Source organism: Arthrobacter sp. 05T420, from assembly GCF_056396305.1.
This window is the reverse complement of the sequence record NZ_JBFTLG010000018.1, coordinates 25,804-41,494: the sequence shown is the minus strand read 5'-3', so window position 1 is coordinate 41,494 and position 15,691 is coordinate 25,804. Positions and strand designations below refer to the sequence as shown.

16 protein-coding genes and 2 pseudogenes are annotated in these 15,691 nt (G+C 65.4%); 9 read left to right on the top strand and 9 right to left on the bottom strand.

The genetic code is table 11. The features are described from left to right. Positions 1–365: 365 nt before the first annotated feature. The 4 genes from AC1DEM_RS17230 (at position 366) to AC1DEM_RS17215 (ending at position 2,694) form a co-directional block, all read left to right on the top strand. On the top strand, positions 366–1,115 hold the full coding sequence (locus tag AC1DEM_RS17230) for a hypothetical protein (RefSeq protein ID WP_476885520.1): 750 nt from the start codon (positions 366–368) through the stop codon (positions 1,113–1,115). Next, the gene (locus tag AC1DEM_RS17225) at positions 1,112–1,546 is read left to right on the top strand and encodes a phage holin family protein (protein WP_476885519.1); all 435 of its coding nucleotides are present in this window, start codon (positions 1,112–1,114) and stop codon (positions 1,544–1,546) included. The genes AC1DEM_RS17230 and AC1DEM_RS17225 overlap by 4 nt, the downstream gene beginning before the upstream one ends. Continuing rightward, positions 1,543–2,151: a DUF3618 domain-containing protein gene (locus AC1DEM_RS17220; protein ID WP_476885518.1), complete on the top strand. Its 609-nt coding sequence runs from the start codon at positions 1,543–1,545 to the stop codon at positions 2,149–2,151. The genes AC1DEM_RS17225 and AC1DEM_RS17220 overlap by 4 nt, the downstream gene beginning before the upstream one ends. A 114-nt stretch (positions 2,152–2,265) precedes the next feature. After that, positions 2,266–2,694, top strand: coding sequence for a MarR family winged helix-turn-helix transcriptional regulator (locus AC1DEM_RS17215; protein ID WP_476885517.1), 429 nt, complete (start codon positions 2,266–2,268; stop codon positions 2,692–2,694). 411 nt (positions 2,695–3,105) lie between these two features. Here the strand turns inward: AC1DEM_RS17215 and AC1DEM_RS17210 are convergent, their stop codons facing one another. The 6 genes and pseudogenes from AC1DEM_RS17210 to AC1DEM_RS17185 all read right to left on the bottom strand — a co-directional run bounded on the left by AC1DEM_RS17210 (position 3,106) and on the right by AC1DEM_RS17185 (position 9,214). After that, positions 3,106–4,332: an MFS transporter gene (locus AC1DEM_RS17210; protein ID WP_476885516.1), complete on the bottom strand. Its 1,227-nt coding sequence runs from the start codon at positions 4,330–4,332 to the stop codon at positions 3,106–3,108. Beyond that, positions 4,310–5,206: a dihydrodipicolinate synthase family protein gene (locus AC1DEM_RS17205; RefSeq protein WP_476885579.1), complete on the bottom strand. Its 897-nt coding sequence runs from the start codon at positions 5,204–5,206 to the stop codon at positions 4,310–4,312. The genes AC1DEM_RS17210 and AC1DEM_RS17205 overlap by 23 nt, the downstream gene beginning before the upstream one ends. Positions 5,207–5,351: 145 nt before the next feature. Then, positions 5,352–6,224: an EamA family transporter gene (locus AC1DEM_RS17200; RefSeq protein ID WP_476885578.1), complete on the bottom strand. Its 873-nt coding sequence runs from the start codon at positions 6,222–6,224 to the stop codon at positions 5,352–5,354. 120 nt (positions 6,225–6,344) lie between these two features. Continuing rightward, positions 6,345–7,085 carry a B3/B4 domain-containing protein gene (locus AC1DEM_RS17195; protein ID WP_476885515.1) on the bottom strand — a complete coding sequence of 247 codons (741 nt, stop codon included), beginning with the start codon at positions 7,083–7,085 and terminating at the stop codon, positions 6,345–6,347. Next, positions 7,078–7,683: a helix-turn-helix domain-containing protein gene (locus AC1DEM_RS17190; RefSeq protein ID WP_476885514.1), complete on the bottom strand. Its 606-nt coding sequence runs from the start codon at positions 7,681–7,683 to the stop codon at positions 7,078–7,080. The genes AC1DEM_RS17195 and AC1DEM_RS17190 overlap by 8 nt, the downstream gene beginning before the upstream one ends. Before the next feature lie 331 nt (positions 7,684–8,014). After that, positions 8,015–9,214 (bottom strand): annotated as a pseudogene (locus AC1DEM_RS17185) (IS110 family RNA-guided transposase). A gap of 264 nt (positions 9,215–9,478) precedes the next feature. Here AC1DEM_RS17185 and AC1DEM_RS17180 point away from each other — a divergent pair. The 4 genes and pseudogenes from AC1DEM_RS17180 to AC1DEM_RS17165 form a co-directional block, all read left to right on the top strand. After that, a pseudogene (locus AC1DEM_RS17180) lies at positions 9,479–9,679 on the top strand (recombinase family protein); the annotation flags it as partial. A 174-nt stretch (positions 9,680–9,853) separates the two neighbouring features. Beyond that, positions 9,854–10,192, top strand: a complete 339-nt coding sequence (locus tag AC1DEM_RS17175; RefSeq protein WP_476885513.1) for an ArsR/SmtB family transcription factor — start codon at positions 9,854–9,856, stop codon at positions 10,190–10,192. Then, a complete protein-coding gene (locus tag AC1DEM_RS17170) occupies positions 10,192–10,641 on the top strand; it encodes an SRPBCC family protein (RefSeq protein WP_476885512.1) in 450 nt (149 codons plus the stop codon). The genes AC1DEM_RS17175 and AC1DEM_RS17170 overlap by 1 nt, the downstream gene beginning before the upstream one ends. A gap of 158 nt (positions 10,642–10,799) precedes the next feature. Next, positions 10,800–10,931 carry a hypothetical protein gene (locus tag AC1DEM_RS17165; RefSeq protein ID WP_476885585.1) on the top strand — a complete coding sequence of 44 codons (132 nt, stop codon included), beginning with the start codon at positions 10,800–10,802 and terminating at the stop codon, positions 10,929–10,931. A gap of 158 nt (positions 10,932–11,089) precedes the next feature. On the opposite strand, the gene AC1DEM_RS17160 is transcribed toward AC1DEM_RS17165, so the two are convergent. From AC1DEM_RS17160 to AC1DEM_RS17150, 3 genes are all read right to left on the bottom strand, one after another. Continuing rightward, a complete protein-coding gene (locus AC1DEM_RS17160) occupies positions 11,090–12,133 on the bottom strand; it encodes a zinc-dependent alcohol dehydrogenase family protein (RefSeq protein WP_476885511.1) in 1,044 nt (347 codons plus the stop codon). Positions 12,134–12,163: 30 nt separating this feature from the next. Continuing rightward, positions 12,164–13,408, bottom strand: coding sequence for an MFS transporter (locus AC1DEM_RS17155; protein ID WP_476885510.1), 1,245 nt, complete (start codon positions 13,406–13,408; stop codon positions 12,164–12,166). 310 nt (positions 13,409–13,718) lie between these two features. Next, positions 13,719–14,642 carry a helix-turn-helix transcriptional regulator gene (locus tag AC1DEM_RS17150; RefSeq protein ID WP_476885509.1) on the bottom strand — a complete coding sequence of 308 codons (924 nt, stop codon included), beginning with the start codon at positions 14,640–14,642 and terminating at the stop codon, positions 13,719–13,721. Between the two features lie 323 nt (positions 14,643–14,965). Between AC1DEM_RS17150 and AC1DEM_RS17145 the strand changes: the two genes are divergently transcribed. Continuing rightward, entirely contained in the window at positions 14,966–15,628 is a 663-nt protein-coding gene (locus AC1DEM_RS17145) for an SDR family NAD(P)-dependent oxidoreductase (RefSeq protein WP_476885508.1), read from the top strand. Positions 15,629–15,691 lie beyond the last annotated feature (63 nt).

The following is a 15,691-nucleotide window of genomic DNA, read 5'->3' as shown; positions in this document are numbered from 1 at the left end:
CTTGATGACGTCCTCGCCTCTGCGCGTGTCGCCGACACCGGTGCCTGCCGGCGGCAGGTCTGCTGCGCTTCCAGGAGCCGATGTTGTTCGGTGAGTGCCCCGTCAGCCCCGAGATCTCGAAGAATCGCTTGCGGGGAGACGGTTGGCCGGGGGCTGGGCCCGGGGCTCTGAATTGGGCCCGATCTACGCCTGGAGGAGTGGACAAAGAATTAGCAAGGGTACTTACTATTTGTCGGTAATCCGGCTTACTATTACCGCGTGTGCTGGTTCATCAACAGCAGCCGCCCCCTTGTAGGAAGAGAGCAATGATGACCGAGAACCCATGGCCGCAGACATCTGACCCGTACGCTGCGGAGGGCTTTGACATGACCGGAACGACTACCCCTTCTGCGGCTGAAGGCGACGCTTCAGCCAAGGCCAGGGCCGCGAAGGACGAGGCAGCGACCGTCGCCGGCGAGACAGCCGGCGCCGTCCAGGGCGTGGCGGAAACGGCGAAGGCCGAGGTCGCCAATGTTGCCTCCGAAGCGAAGACCAACGCCAAGGATCTTTTGCACCAGGCAAAGTCCGACCTCACGACCCAGGCCGAAACGCAGCAGCAGAAGGCCGCCGAAGGGATCCGTAGGGTCTCTGAAGAGCTTCGCGCCATGGCCGGGGCACCGGACGAGCAGGGTATCGCCGCGGACATCGTCCGTCAGGCCGCGGACCGCTCCGCTTCCGTTGCGTCATGGTTGGAGAACAGGGATCCGGGGTCACTGCTGGAGGAAGTTAAGTCGTTCGCCCGGCAGCGGCCAGGGACCTTTCTCCTCCTCGCGGCCGGGGCCGGGATGGTGGCCGGACGTCTGGGCAGAAGCCTTCAGGCCGGTGCCCCCACGGCGGCTCCGACAACGGGCACGGGCCTTCCCCCGCAGCCCGACCAGTTCCCGGCTACGGACAGCGGCATCGCCTACGGGGCGGGCGCGCCTGTGTACGGCGAGACCAGCCCTGCCGTTCCGGTCTACGGTGAAACCGTGTATGGCGAGCCCGCGCGGCCAGGGTTTGACGGTCCCGGTCAGGCTGGGGCTCCGCTGCGTGATCCTAACGATCCCTTTGTCCAGGGCGAAGGTCGTCAGCTGTGAGCAGCCAGATACCGGAGCCGCCTCCCACCCCCGCGCACGCCAAGGCCGACGCTACTTCCTTGGGCGATTTGCTCGGAGATGTCACCCGTGACCTGACCACGCTGATGCATCAGGAAGTGGAGCTTGCGAAGATCGAGGCGAAGCAGTCGGCTAAGCGGGCCGGTAAAGGCGGCGGTCTGCTTGCCGGAGCCGGCGTCGCCGGGCATTTCGTGCTCCTCTTCCTCTCGCTCGCCCTTTGGTACGGCATCGGCGAGGAATGGACCGGCTACGGCTGGTCCGCGGTCATCGTCGCCGTCCTGTGGGGCATCGTTGCGGCCATCCTCGCTGCCAGGGGCCGCAAGGAACTCAAAACGATCAAGGGCATGCCTCAGACCGCAGCAACCCTCCAGGAAATCCCACCCACCCTGAAACCGAACGAGGACCACCGATGAGTGAAAACCCTGACGCCATCCGCGCCGACATCGAGGCAACCCGCGCCCGCCTCGGCACCAACGTGGACGCGGTCGCGGACAAAGTGACCCCGTCCAACATCGTCCACCGCCAGACCGACAAGGTCAAAGACGCCGTATTCGGCGTGAAGGACAAAATCATGGGAACAGCAGAGGACGCCGTGGACAGCGTGGGCTCAGCGGTCGGTGACGCCGGCTCCGCCGTCGGATCCACCCTTGGGGTCGCCGGCTCCGCAATCGGCGATGCACCCCACAAGGTCGCAGTGAAAGCCCAGGGCAGCCCGCTTGCCGCGGGACTGATTGCCTTCGGCGCTGGCCTGCTCGTCTCCTCCCTCATACCGGCCAGCGACAAGGAAAGGGAAGCGGCACAGTCTCTCAAGACCGCGGCCGAACCGGTCACGACCCAGTTGGCCGAAGCAGCCAAGGACGTCGCCCAGGGCCTGCAGGAACCTGCCCAGGACGCGATGGAAAACGTCAAGAGCACCGCGGCCGACGCTGCCGAAAACGTCAAGGAGGAAGGCCAGGGCGCCGTCTCCGACGTCAAAGACAGCGCCGCGGACGCCAAGGACCACATCCAACAGGCCTGAGCAATCAGTGGTAATCCGGAGCCGCCCCTCGGACTGATCCGTGGGGCGGCTCCGGCGCACATGCGGCGCGGCGATCCAGCGCGCGCCCGTGACACGACGCAAAGGAGCTCAGCTATGGCCGCCGACGACGGAGGGGAGCCGCTTCCGTGGCCCACCTACCGGATCCTCGGCGTCACAGCCAGACTTGAGGAACTGAGGATCAACCGGACACTGGCGCCCCTGCACCTGACCCAGGGCTCGCTCGAGGCGCTGGAATCCGTCGCCGACCTCGAACCGGCTAAAATCTCCGACCTGGCGGCCCTCATGTCGGTCAGCAAACAAAGCCTCGGCAAGGTTCTGCGCAGGCTCGAAAGCCTGGGCCTCCTGAGCAAAGAACGCGGCAGCGACGCCCGAAGCACCAGCATCAGGCTCACCCCGCACGGCCGGACAGTCCTGGCCACCGCGGAAAAACTGCTGGCCGCTATGGCCCAGCCCGGTGCCGGTGAAGAGGCGGCCCTACGGCGTAGTCTCCAACAGCACCTCAACGAACTCAGGAAGAACTAGGCAACTCAGATGTCACGGGAGCATGGCCCGGCATTGCATTCTTCTCCGGCGAGCCCCGTCGGCGGCCGGCTTCAGGTGGCGGGACCGGGGTGGTTGTTCCCGATTCTGGTATCTCAACCGATATGGACTTCCTGGACTGCCAGGCAATCTGACGTGCAGATTAAGTCAGCGTGATGACCAGCGCGGCGTTGTGGGAGCCGAATCCAAATGAACCACGGGATCGCCCATGAGCGTCCGTCACGGCCGCCGTGCGGGGTGCCGTTGAAATGCGTCTCTCAACTACTGACCTGCGTACAGGACTCCCGCAGGCAGGTGCCAGGTAAGCCTTCAGCGGTGCCCCCCGTGCATGGGGTGCACGCCCCGCCGGGCTGCGGGCATGTCGGGGTGAGGGTGTCGTTGAAATCGGGCGGGCTAGCGCTTGGACCAGCCTCGGCGGGATCGCTCGATGACGCTCGTGGTCGCAGCAGCGGTAGTGAGTGCTGTGGCCAGAAGGAGGGGTGCCCAGGCCGTTTGTGTGATGGTTGCGCCCGCGACGGCTGTTCCGGCCGATCCCGCAGCGATCTTGAGTGCGCCTACCCAGATGAAGACTTGGCCGCGAGCCTCGATGGGTGCGTATTCACTGCGCGCGGCGAGTGTTGCCGCGAAGAAAAGCGCGTTGGCAATCCCTGCCAGGCAGAAGGCAATAAGGGAGGTCGGGAGTGTCGGAGTAAGCATCACCAGTATCAGCGTTGCCGCGACGAGTGCAGCAAGGGAGCTCACGAGAGGGTCTGCGTCGCGGCGAAGCGGCCGGAGCATAAGAGCTGCTGATCCGAGAAGGTTCCCTATCCCGTAGGCCGCGACCAGTGTTCCGGCGGCTGAGGCACCGCCGAATGTGGGAGCTGTTGCGACGGCGTAGATCGGCAACGCGGCGACGGAGAATGCGACGGTCACGGTGAGCCCGAGGGTGCGGCGAAGCGGACCACGTTTCCATATGAGGCTTAGTGTTCGGCCGGGCGATGGCACGTCAACGGCCTGGTCGGGCGGTTCTTGTCTGGGGAGTGCGAGGACGGCGCCCGCACCAACCACGGCGGCTCCGGCCAGAACCAGTGTCGCGGTAAGTGCGTCAGATGCTGCCGCGATCCAAGCGACTGCTGCGGGGCCGAGGGTGCCGCTGAGCCCGTAGCTTGCGACGTCCCAGCTTTGTGCTCTGCGTTGGCTACCCAGCTCGGGGCCGGCGATGGAGGGCAGACGGCTACTGACCCCGCCGGTAAGCATCGGCCCGAAGATGCCGGAGGCAAAGAGCAGCAGGGCCGGCCAGATCGGCCAGGCTATGGGCAGGAGCAGTGCAGCGGCACCGAGCAGCACTCCGTGGAGGACGGCTGAGGATGCGAACACTTTGCGCCCGTCACGGGCTGTGTCGAGGCGTCGTGCAGTGAAGGGCCCGAGCAGATGGGGTGCGGTGATTGATGCTCCCAGGAGTCCGGCCATCCAGCCCGGCATCCCGCAGGCGTGCGCGAGCAGCACGATGGCGACCACTGCGCCGCCGTCTGCGCTGCGAACCAGTGTCGCGGCGAAGACGTAGCGTGCCAGCCGCCCGGCCCGACGGTCCTTCCTGCGTGGAGCGCCGAGCTCAGCGCTATGGGTTGAGCCCGAGCTCATCGACAATCCTGCTCACCTGGGCACGCTGCTTCTCGGTCAGTCCTTGGAGGGGAAGCGGCAGACACGACTTTGAAGCGAGCCCCAGCTGTTCTGCTATTGCGGCAACGACCCGGATACTCCCGCCAAAGTCGGCAAACAGCTGCCACAGCGGTGCAAGCCGTTCGGACTCGGCGGACGCTTCGGAGACCCGCCCTTCCAGAGCGGCCCGGGTGATCCGCATCGCCAGGGCGGGCAAGGTGCCGCCGATGACCGAATACCAGGCATCGCAGCCGGCAGCCAGGCCGGCGGCGACATGGGCGTCTCCGGAAACTCCGATGGTCACGTGCGCAGGGACGGCCGCGCGGATTTCCTGGACCCGCGCCTGTGCCTGCTCCGGATCGTTCGGTACGCCGGGGATTTTGATGGAAGAGATACCGGGCAGTTCAGCGATGCGTCCGTAGAGCTCGCTGGAGAAGGTGAAGTGGGTGGTGCTGGGGTTGTCGTAGACGATGACGGGCAGCGACGAGTTCACAGTGACGGTTCTGAACAGTGCGAAGACATCATCGTCCGTGAGGGGCTGGTAGGTCATAGGAGCCAGCAGGAGCCCGGAAGCCCCTGCCTGTTCTGCCTTCTCTGCATTTGCGAGGACGTGTGAGGTTCGCAAGGCCCCGACGCCAATGAACACGGGCGTCTCGCCGGCGTGCTCGACGGCAAGGCGGGCGACACGGCTTCGTTCCTCGCTGCCCAGGTACGCGTAGGAACCCGTGGATCCGAGCGCGGTAATGGAGTCAACCTTCGCCTCCGAGAGCCGTTCGATCAGGTGAACGAAGGCATGTTCGTCGACAGCATCATTTGCCGGCGGGGTAAGGGGGAAGGCGCTCAAGCCGGTGAACATGGTCATAACTCCGTTGTTTGAATTACAGGGAAGCGAAGTCTGAGGCGCCGCCGCTGCCTGGGCGGCCTGGGCTGCGCGGCACCTCAGCCTCGGAATTCTCTCGCAGCGACAGTCTGGCGGACCCGCCTGGCTGGACGACTGTCGACTACTTCGGCCCTTGGTCGATGAGGTCTGGATCGATGAGGGCGGGGTCTATATGGGTACCGGCGTGTTCGCGGGAGCGCGGTTGCCTTCGGCCGCCGCGTTGCGCGGCCGCGCCGGCGAGGACGACGAGCGTGATGCCACCGAATTGGACTAGCGAGGGCTGCTGGTGCAGCACAAGCAGCCCGAGGAGCACGCCGAAGGCGGGTTCGAGGGCCATCAGGGTGCCGAACGCGGTGGGCGTCATCCTGCGCAGGGCGAGCATCTCGAGCGCCATCGGCAGCACCGGCATCAGAAGGGCCAGTCCCAAGGCGGCTGCGAGGATCCCGAGGTTAAGGTGTCCGGCGGACTGCGGGATGCCGATGACCGCTGCCGTGGCAGCGGCGACGGGAACGGTGAGTGAGAGCGCACCGATGCCCGTGAAGCGGTCGCCGATCCGTTGGGTGAGCAGGATGTAGACGGCCCACCCGATGGCTGCGAGCCCAGCGAACCCGATACCGGCGAGGTTGATGGCACCGGCCCAGGGTTCGGTCAGCAGGACGACGCCGATTAGCGCCAGGGCTGGCCAGATAAGCGCCCGTGCGCTGTGGGCGCGGACCGCGGCGACAGTCAGCGGACCGAGGAACTCGATCGCGACGGCGGTGCCGAGGGGGATGCGTTCGACGGAGGCGAGGAAGGCGATGGTCATCAGTCCGGTGGCGACGCCCAGCCCCAGGAGCACGGGGATGTCGGGGCGGCGCAGTGTGCGCAACGGGGGTCGGGCGATGGCGAGGAAGATGAGTGCTCCCACGCTGAGTCTGAGCCAGGCGGTTCCGGCCGGTCCCACCGCCGCAATGAGATTTACTGACAGGGCTGAGCTCAGCTGGACGAGGAGCATGGCGGCAACGGCCAGTCCCCACGGCGGCACGGGAACATTGTTGGGGACGCGCTGGCTCACGGCTGGCCCCTTCGGGCCAGCCGGTCAGCGATCGCGCGTATCCGGCGGTGGATGAGCATGTCAGTGTCCTTCGTTGGGTGGCGTGCCGGCGGCTATCAGGCGGCGGGCGGTTCTGACGTCGGGACCGAGCAGGGTCAGCCTGGCGGCCAGGTCCTCGGCTGCGGTGTGGAGCGCCTCATCGGTCATGGGTTCGAGCGCGTCGAGGATGAACAGTGCGGCGGTGGTGTCGTCGCCGAGCTGGGTACGGCGTGCCTGGCGCCAGTTCCAGCGCCGGCAGGTCACCCCGGCATCGTCGCACCACACGACCTCGCCGGGTTCCGGGTGTTCGACCACCGCGGCGCCGTCGGCGGCGGTATCGAAGGGTTCCTTTCCGGTGGCGCGGACCAGCCGGGGCGCACCGCTGTAGCGGTTTAGGTCCTCCCCGCCCAGGGGGATCTGGTGGAGCACCGAAACCGCGTTATAGAGGTCGGTGAGACGGTTCACCCGGGGCAATCCGGACCCCGCACGGCGCAGGAGCGCCTCCAGGCTGTTGCGTGTGCGGCTGGGTTTGGCTCCGAAGCCTTGGTAGGCCGCGCGCCAGGCTGCTACGTGCGGGAGCTGCTCGACCGACCGGCCTTTGAGCAGCTCGCGGGCTGAGGTCTCCGCGGCCTGGAGCATCTCTTCACTGGCCTGGTCGCTCGGGCCCGGGACGAGTCCGTCAACGGCCAGCAGCAAGGCCCGGTAGTCGGGCCGCAGCGCGAAAACAGCGGCGTCAACCTGGCCGCCGTCGAGGAATTCCTGAAGCGTGTCCGACTCAGGCATCGGACGCCTCCGGCCGGTGTCCTGTCCCGACGCCCGGCTCGAAGACGGCCAGGGAGAACCTCGCCGGCTCCGTGCCCGGATTGGCATAAGAGTGTGCCACGTCGCCGGGGAACGTCACCGCATCGCCGGCATCGAGGCTGACCGATTGGCCCGCGGCCTCCACCGTGACCGTGCCCTGCTGGACCTGCAAGAGCTCCTTGGTGCCTGAGGTGTGGGCCTCGCTCACATGACGGTCACCGGGACCCAGCGTCCAGTCCCACAGCTCTACCACGTCCGGCGACTCGGTGCCGGCCACCAACACGCCGCGGCCCCCGGACTCACCGCTCCACAACGCAGCACCCTCACCACTGCGCGTGACCTTCACCGGCTTCGGCCGAGGCGGCTCGACCAGAGCCGGCAGCCCCACGCCGAGAGCGTCGCTGATCCTCAGCAGGGTTCCTACGCTGGGATTCGCGGCACCCTGCTCCACGTTGACGACCATTCTGCGGCTTACCCCTGCAGCCTCCGCTAGCTGATCAAGCGTCCAGCCCCGAGCCTGCCTCTCCTGCCTAACTCGGGCGCCGATGGCCAGCGCCAAGGTCGTTGTACTCTCATCCATGAGTGCATCATAGTGCACTATTAGTGCACTCGACTAGTGGCCGACGTTCGGCCGCCCGTCAAGAGTGGCCGAAGACCCTCTTGACCTTCTACGTCGCACCTCGTCCCACCAACCAGGACCGAACCGTGCATGAACCTTGTAGACGACCAGCAGTGAGAAACACGGCAGCGACCGTATCCGCTGCTGTCTTAGAAAACAACAGCTTTCCAAAACACCGAACCAGGGCCCTGATGTGCCAGCCGAGTGGCTGAGAAAACCGGGCTCACCGATGTCTCGGAAACACGTCCCACCGTGGATCGTCTCGCGGGGGGGGGTGTCCCTATGCTTTTGGTCAAGCGGCCTGAGGAGTTTTTTCCTGGTAGAGCGTTCCGTTCTTGAGCATGGCGAAGAGGACGTCGCAGCGGCGCCGCGCGAGGCAGATGACTGCGGCGTTGTGTTTCTTCCCTTCGGCGCGTTTCCGCTGGTAGTAGGCCTTGGAGAGCGGGTCGTGGCACGAGGCTATCCAGGCGGACCTGAAGAGCGCGTTCTTGAGTTCTTTGTTGCCTGAGCGGGCAGGGGATTCCCCGCGGATGGAGGTCCCGGAGCGGTGGGTGACCGGTGCGATGCCGGCGTAGGCGGCGAGGTGACCGGCGGTTTTGAAGCTGCTTGCGTCGCCGATGGTCAGGAGTATGGTGGCGGCGGTCTTGATGCCGACTCCCGGCATGGACATCAAGACCTGGGAAAGAGGGAAGTCGTCCAGGAGCTTTTCGACTTCTTCGGCCACGATGGTCCGCTGGTGTTTGAGTTCCTTGATCTGGGCGGCGACGCGCGGGATGACCAGCTCCACGGCTTCGGTCCCCGCGACGGTCACCGTCTGCTCGCCCAGGGCGGCGAATACGGCGTCGATGAGCGCGGCCGGGTCTTTGCGGCTGTGGTTGCGGGCCCAGCGCAGCACGTTGCCACGTCCCGCGCCACGAAGACCGGTCGGGCCCGCATATTTGATCAGCAGTTCCAAGACCAGGGAACGGGTCAGGACTGTGCCGGGGAAGGCGCGCTCGAGCGCCGGGAAGATCTGCAGCAGCAGGGACCGGAGCCGGTTGATCGCGCGCGTGCATTCGTGGGTCAGATCCGTATCGAACCCGGAGAGGACTTTTAGTGCCGAGAGGACCTCGCTGTCACGGTCGACCGCGCGCAGGGTGCGCGGCATCGCCCGGGCTGTCTCGGCGATGATGAACGCGTCACGGGCTTCAGTTTTAGATTTGCCGGGATACAGGTCAGCTGCCTTGCGCATCGCCAGGCCGGGCAGATAGGCGACTTCGCAGCCGCAGTCCCGGGCCACCGCCACGGGAAGTGCGCCAATGGTGTTGGGCTGGTCCACGATCATCAGCACGTTCCCCTGCTGCTGCAGCGTCGTGAAAAGCTGCCGCAGCCGGGCTTCGTCCTGCGGCAGCGGCTTGTCAAAGAGACGTTCGCCGGCGCGGTTCAGCGCGGTGGCGGGGTGGTCGCTCTTGCCGACATCGAGTCAGCAGTAAACGTCGAATCCTTCATCCATATCGGCGCTCCTTTGCACCACCATATGGCCGCAGTCACGACACCCGATGCCGGCACCCACGTTACGAAGAGACCTGGACCCGTTGGTCCGGCCTTGTCCCTATCAGCGGTCAACAAGTGTCTCCGAACCCGGCGACAACACCCCCCGGATCATCAGTGACAGGGCGAGAAAGTCATACCGGGTCCAGCGACCATGTCCCCGTCGGTCAGGGACCCAATAAATGTAACGGGGGGCAGCAGGGACTTTCTGAGTCAAACTGGCCGGGTGAGGAAACTGGGTTACGCGCGCGTCAGTACGTCGGGCCAGGACGCCCATCTGCAACTAGACGCGCTCGTCGACGTTGGTGTTCAGAAGCGCGACGTATTCGCCGACGTGACTTCCGGAAGCAAAACGGCAATCGAGCGGCCCGGAATGAAAAAGCTCCTCGAGTGTGCCGAGGACGGAGACGCCGTCGTTGTGTTGAGGCCTCGCTGCGCTCGGGCAATACAAGCTTTTCCCGGCATGAATTAGAACGGGCGCTTCGCTCTCAAGTGCAGCTTGAATTGGCCGTTTTGCGGATCAGTGAGTAACACCTTTAGAAGGATTCTAGAGGCAGTCAGAAACTTGACTTGTAGGAAATGTCCTACCTATTATGGGTCGGTGCCAGTCAGAACGAAGGATTCCCCCGCGGACCTGCTCTTCGGAGCGTTGGCTAACCCCACCAGGCGCGACATTCTCATGCTTCTCCTGGACGGTCCACGAACCGCCGGCGAAATTGCCGAACGATATGACATGGCCCGGCCCAGCGTCTCCGAGCATCTAAAGGTGCTGCTCGATCGGAACCTCGTTTCGGAGGAGCGGCGGGGTCGGACGATTCGATACTTACTGACGCCCGATCCTCTTGCCGACGTCGCGTCGTGGCTGTCGCCGTTCGAGAAGTTCTGGCGCACCCGCCTGAAAGACCTAAACCATACTCTCGAGAACCTGAAGGACACCTGATGTCACCGACGTTGACAGCCATAGAGCTCGACGAATTCCTTCCCCACCCGCCCGCAAAGGTGTGGCGGGCGCTCACCGAGCCGCCCTTGATCGCGGCCTGGCTCATGGAAAACGACTTTCAGCCCATCGTCGGGCACCGCTACACCATGCGCGGAACTCCGGTCCCTGCCGTGGGATTCAGCGGAATTGTCGCCAGCGAAGTGCTCGAAATTGATCCAGAACGGCTTCTGCGCATTTCCTGGCGGGACGCGAACGCCGGCAACAGCCTGAGCAGTACGGTCACTTGGACTCTGGTCCCGGAGGGCGCCGGCACGCGCCTTTTCCTCACTCACGAAGGCTTCGACCCAGAGGAGCCCAGCCACGTTGTTGCCCACCGCATCATGGGCGGCGGCTGGCGCGGACAGATAGTCAAGAAGCTGACTGAAACGTTGGCCAGGACAGGAGCGTAGGTCCTCAGGCTGGCCGCAGAATCTGTCTACCAAGTTCGAGAAACCTCTTGGAGGTGCCCCACCTGGATTCCCGGCGAAAAGCACGGGCACTACGATCTCGCTCGCCGGGATAGTTATGGTCCCCATCTCTGGCTCGGGCGTAGGCGTCGACTTTTGAATTGCGTCGCGGACCGTTCGGGCTCTTAGGGGACTCCGGACGGATCACCGGCAACCACCACCGGCCCCGGCGCCGACTCAACGTCCTCTGGGCCATGCTCCGCGACGGCACCACATACACCCCGGTCCGGTGACGGCAGCACTACTGGCTTCCTGAGGAAGCTGTCTTCGAGCCGCTCCCGGTCAGCCGTCGGGCCGTTTGGTCCTGGAGCGGCTCGTTGGTGATGACTGCCTCGGGAGGTTCATCCAGCGTGCGCGCGAGGGTATGCATCCTCCGCGCGCGGGCCGGTGGTCAGGGTTTGATGAGGACTTTGAGGCACCGTCGTTCGTCCATGTCCCTATATCCCTGAACGATGCCGTCCATGTCCGTGGTGACGTCGAAGACCTTACCGGGTTCGATGGTGCCGTTGAGAATGTCGGGCATGAGCTCTTCGACGTAGGCCCGGACCGGGGCGGGACCGCCGGTGAGGGTGATGTTGCCGCCGAAGAGGCTGTCGAAGCCGACGGGCGCCTCGTTGTACTGGGGCACGCCGACGCGGCTGATGACACCGCCGGGACGGATGATGCCCACTGCCTGGTCGTAGGCCGGGGTGTGGCCCACGGCTTCGAGGACCACGTGGGAGCCGTGGCCGCCGGTGAGCTCGCGGACCTGGCCGATGCCTTCCTCTCCGCGGGCCGAGACGATGTCCGTCGTGCCGAATTCCAGGCCCAAGTCGGTGCGGGACTTGTGCCGTCCCATGAGGATGATCTGTTCGGCACCCAACCGCTTCGCTGACAGGACGGCCAGCAGCCCGACTGCTCCGTCGCCGATCACGGTGACGCGGGTGTGTTTGTTCACGCCGCCCTGGAGTGCGGCATGGTAGCCGGTCCCGAAAACGTCGGCGAGGGTCAGCAGAGACGGGATCAGTGCGGAGTCTGGTGCCACCGGCAGCTTGACGAGTGTGCCGTCCGCCAATGGAACACGCACTGCTTCGGCCTGGCCGCCTTCATCCGGGAGGCCGTCCCAGAAGTTCGCCTCGTGGTGTGAGCAGGAGGTGTGCAGGTTTTCGCGGCAGAATTCGCAGGTGTTGTCTGAGATCGCGAAGGGTGCGACGACCAGGTCACCCTTCTTCAGGGAGGTGACCGCGGAGCCGATGTCCTCCACAATGCCGATGAATTCGTGCCCCATCCGAGCCGGTCCGTTGCCGGCGTCCATGGAGTGGTACGGGTGCAGATCGCTGCCGCAGATGCAGGACGCGCTGATCCGGACCAGCGCGTCGGTGGGGTTCTTGATGACTGAGTCGGGGACGTTCTCCACGCGAACGTCGCCGGGGCCGTACATAAGGGTTGCGCGCATTGGCTTTTCCTTCTCTCTTTTCGGATGTGCTTAGTTGGTTCCAACCGCTGTGCGCCGGCGGCTGGCGAGGGCGAGTGCAATGGCGGGAAAAAGGGTCAACGCGGCAATGATCGTGCCGACAAGGCCGGGACCGGTGGTCCCGAGCGGGGAGACCAGGGCGGCGCCGGCGAACAAGGTGCCCACGGCCGTGCCGGCGTTGAACGCGGAGACGCTGAGGGCGGATCCGAGGCTTGCGGCTTTCCCGGCGAAGCGCACCGCTAGGTGAATCAGCACGCTGTTGGCGCTGAGACCGAACAAGCCCAGCATGACCACCAGTGCGCTGGTCAGCCATGGGGAACCGGTCAGCAGGCTGATGGCCAGAAGGAGGATGGTGGTCACGGCGGGTGTGATGATCGTGATCGGGCCGGGGTGGGCGTCGCCGAAGCGGCCGGCGAGGAGGGTGCCGATGACCGAGCCGATACCGAATCCTGTGAGCACCAGCGGGACCTGGGAAGCGGTCACACCGGCCTGATCGATGAGGATCGGGGCGATGTACGAGTAGGCGGCGAGCACCCCACCGCACGTTGTGGCGCAGGCGGCCAGCGCCAGCCACAGCCGGCCCGAGCGCAGGCCGGCGAGTTCGGCACGGAGCGACGTTGCGTGCGCGCCGGGGGCGTCGCGCGGAACAAGGCGGGCGACGAGGACGGTGGCCAGCGCGGCGGCGGCCGCCAGTGCCCAAAAGGTTCCGCGCCAGCCGACCAGCTGCGCGACGAACGCGCCCAGGGGCACGCCGAGGACGGTGGCCAGGGCCCCGCCGGCACCCACGACCCCTACCGCCCGGGCACCTGAGGAGGGTCCCGCGGCGCGGGTGGCGACCACCGCGGAGACTGCCCAGAACGCTCCGGTGGCAAGCGCGCTGACGAACCGTGCCACCAGCAGCACCGTGAAGTCCGGGCCAAGCGCCACAACTATATGGGCGGCAACGAACACGATGAGCGCCAGAACCAGCGTGAGCTGCTTGGACATGCGCATCGTCAACATCGCCATCAGCGGTGCGCCGATCACCATGCCGATCGCGAAGACGGTGATCAGCGATCCTGCCTGGGCGACGCTCACCTGCAGGTCACCAGCGATCAGCGGAAGAATGCCGGCCACCACGAATTCGCTGGTGAGCATCAGGAACGTGCCCAGCGCCAGCACATAGACCGCCAGCGGAAGCGAGGGCCGCCGTCCGTTCTCACCGGCCGTGGGATTGCCGGCAGTAACGCCGTCCTGGATTATTGTCTGCCCGCTCATGCGAACTCCTCATTGATGCAGGGGAAAATGTCTCTTATCCATTTCAACCGATTGCTCACCCTTGAAGAAGGCTGCGTTTATGGGGGTATAAACGGTCCCCCCTAAACGCCAACAACTGCGGTTGCAGGCAGGATCACCGTGGGCGCTTCGCCGAATCGAGCGGGGAGCACCTGCTGCATGCCGGCAACGGGCCCGTCGTGCTCATGGAAACGTCATCTTCAATGCCGCCCTTGGGCCCCGTGTTGGAACACGGCCGCCGGGGATCAGTGGCCACAAGGGCTTCCGAAAAGACCCCGCAGCATCTTGGTAGCTACGTTTCGTTGGGTTCCGGCAGGAGTGGCGGGGCGACGCGGGAGGGCTGATCCGCCCGTTGTTCGTCGTCGTGGTTGGTTGCGGCCCAGCTGGCAAGCAGTTTCAGGGCGTCCGCGGAGGGGGTGCCCGGCTCGGCGCCGTATGTCGTGATCGTGAGTCCGGGGTCGGCGGGCAGCTCAAGGACGTCGAAGGTGATTTCGACGAGGCCAACAACCGGGTGGTTGATCCGTTTGGTGCCGGTGAGGTGCATTCGCACGTCGTGTCCGGCCCATCGGGTGCGGAACTCCTCGCTGCGTGTGGCGAGTTCGCCGACGAGGTCGGTGAGGTCCCGGTCGTAGGGGTTACGGCCTGCTTCTTTTCTAAGCAATGCGACCATACCGTCGGCGGCTTCTTCCCAGTCGGGGTAGAAGTCGAACCTGCGTGGGTCCAGGAAGGTGAACCTGACAATGTTGGGAGGCTGGACCGGGTCATCGAAGACCGGTGCGTACAGGGCCCGGAAGAGCGGATTGCAGGCGAGGACGTCGTTGCGGGCGTTCCGCACGAAGGCCGGAGCACCCGCCATGGATTCCAGGAGACGCTTGATACTGGGGCGTACCGGGGACTTCGGCTGGCGGCGCTGGGCGGTCTTGGGCTTGGCGGCCCGGGCGAGGTTGAAGAGGTGGAGCCGTTCGGCCTCATCGAGTTGCAGCGCCCGTGCGACCGCGTCGAGCACATCATCGGAGACTCCGTTGATGTGCCCCTTTTCCAGACGGGCATACCATTCGGTACTCACCCCGGCGAGTACCGCGACCTCTTCGCGGCGGAGGCCCGGGACACGCCGGCGGCCCCCGCCCGACGGCAGACCGACGTCCTGGGGAGCCAGCTTGGCGCGGCGGGTGGCAAAGAACTCACGGATAGCGGCTCGGTTGTCGGCTGGTTGCATGTTTTCAACGCTACTCCGGCTTCCGGCGGCTATGGGGGTCGTATTGATCCCCCCTATAAACGCGCCCTCCCACGCACAGGTCAATGCTGGTTGTGTTGAACTGTCGGCGGGTGCAAGCTGCGGTATGGGTCCCGCGGAAGGGCAGAAAGCCCTTCCGGTCCAGCTCGTGGAACGGGCCGCATACCCACCCCGGCAGCCCGGTCACGCTGGCGCCGGCCACGTCGACCGCAACGACAAGGTTGATCTCATCCCGCTCGACAAGCTGAATCTTCCCATCAACCTCGGGCAAATCATCATCAGCGTATGTCTGGAAAGGCCACCTCATGCCCACCATTGCCATTGTCGGGGCCGGTAGCGGTCTCGGCACAGCCGTCGCCCGCGAATTCGCCTCCCACGGCTACAACGTCGCTTTGATTTCCCGCACACAAGAACACGTCGACGCCATCGCCGAGGAGGTGCGATCCGACGAGGTCGACGCTCAGGGGTTCGCGGCCAACGTCCGTGATCCCGAGCAGCTCGCTCGTGCTCTCGAACTCGCCGCCACGGCGCTCGGCCCGATCGAGGTGCTCCAGTACAGCCCCGTTCCCCAAAGCGATTTCATGAAACCGGTTCTCGACACAAGCGCCGAAGACCTGCTGGCGCCCGTCGAGCAATCGATCTACGGCCCCGTCGCCGCCGTCCAGCAGGTCCTCCCCGGCATGCGCGGATCCGGACGCGGCACGGTTCTGCTCATCAACGGCGGCAGCGCCGTTCGTCCCGCAGTCGGCTACGCCGGCACCTCGATTGCGTTCGCCGCCGAAAGCGCCTACGGCGAGATGCTGCACACCGCGTTGGCTGAGGAGAACATCCACGTCTCGCAGTTCATCATCCCGGGCGCGATCGAAGCCGGTGACCCCACGAACGACCCAGCAGTAGTCGCGCGCACTCTCTGGGACATCCACACCAACCGCAGCGAGTACAGACACTTCACCAGAGCCATGTCTTGAGCAAAGCAGTCCTGGAGAGCAATGCCCACCTACGGAAAATCGTCGACACAACGCCCGACGACG

Coding starts and splice junctions, on each gene's coding strand:
- AC1DEM_RS17230 (WP_476885520.1), top strand. CDS start 366: ATGACCGGAACGACTACCCCTTCTGCGGCTGAAGGCGACGCTTCAGCC.
- AC1DEM_RS17220 (WP_476885518.1), top strand. CDS start 1,543: ATGAGTGAAAACCCTGACGCCATCCGCGCCGACATCGAGGCAACCCGC.
- AC1DEM_RS17215 (WP_476885517.1), top strand. CDS start 2,266: ATGGCCGCCGACGACGGAGGGGAGCCGCTTCCGTGGCCCACCTACCGG.
- AC1DEM_RS17210 (WP_476885516.1), bottom strand. CDS start 4,332: ATGAGCTCGGGCTCAACCCATAGCGCTGAGCTCGGCGCTCCACGCAGG.
- AC1DEM_RS17205 (WP_476885579.1), bottom strand. CDS start 5,206: ATGTTCACCGGCTTGAGCGCCTTCCCCCTTACCCCGCCGGCAAATGAT.
- AC1DEM_RS17200 (WP_476885578.1), bottom strand. CDS start 6,224: ATGCTCCTCGTCCAGCTGAGCTCAGCCCTGTCAGTAAATCTCATTGCG.
- AC1DEM_RS17195 (WP_476885515.1), bottom strand. CDS start 7,085: ATGCCTGAGTCGGACACGCTTCAGGAATTCCTCGACGGCGGCCAGGTT.
- AC1DEM_RS17190 (WP_476885514.1), bottom strand. CDS start 7,683: ATGGATGAGAGTACAACGACCTTGGCGCTGGCCATCGGCGCCCGAGTT.
- AC1DEM_RS17170 (WP_476885512.1), top strand. CDS start 10,192: ATGTCACCGACGTTGACAGCCATAGAGCTCGACGAATTCCTTCCCCAC.
- AC1DEM_RS17160 (WP_476885511.1), bottom strand. CDS start 12,133: ATGCGCGCAACCCTTATGTACGGCCCCGGCGACGTTCGCGTGGAGAAC.
- AC1DEM_RS17155 (WP_476885510.1), bottom strand. CDS start 13,408: ATGAGCGGGCAGACAATAATCCAGGACGGCGTTACTGCCGGCAATCCC.
- AC1DEM_RS17150 (WP_476885509.1), bottom strand. CDS start 14,642: ATGCAACCAGCCGACAACCGAGCCGCTATCCGTGAGTTCTTTGCCACC.
- AC1DEM_RS17145 (WP_476885508.1), top strand. CDS start 14,966: ATGCCCACCATTGCCATTGTCGGGGCCGGTAGCGGTCTCGGCACAGCC.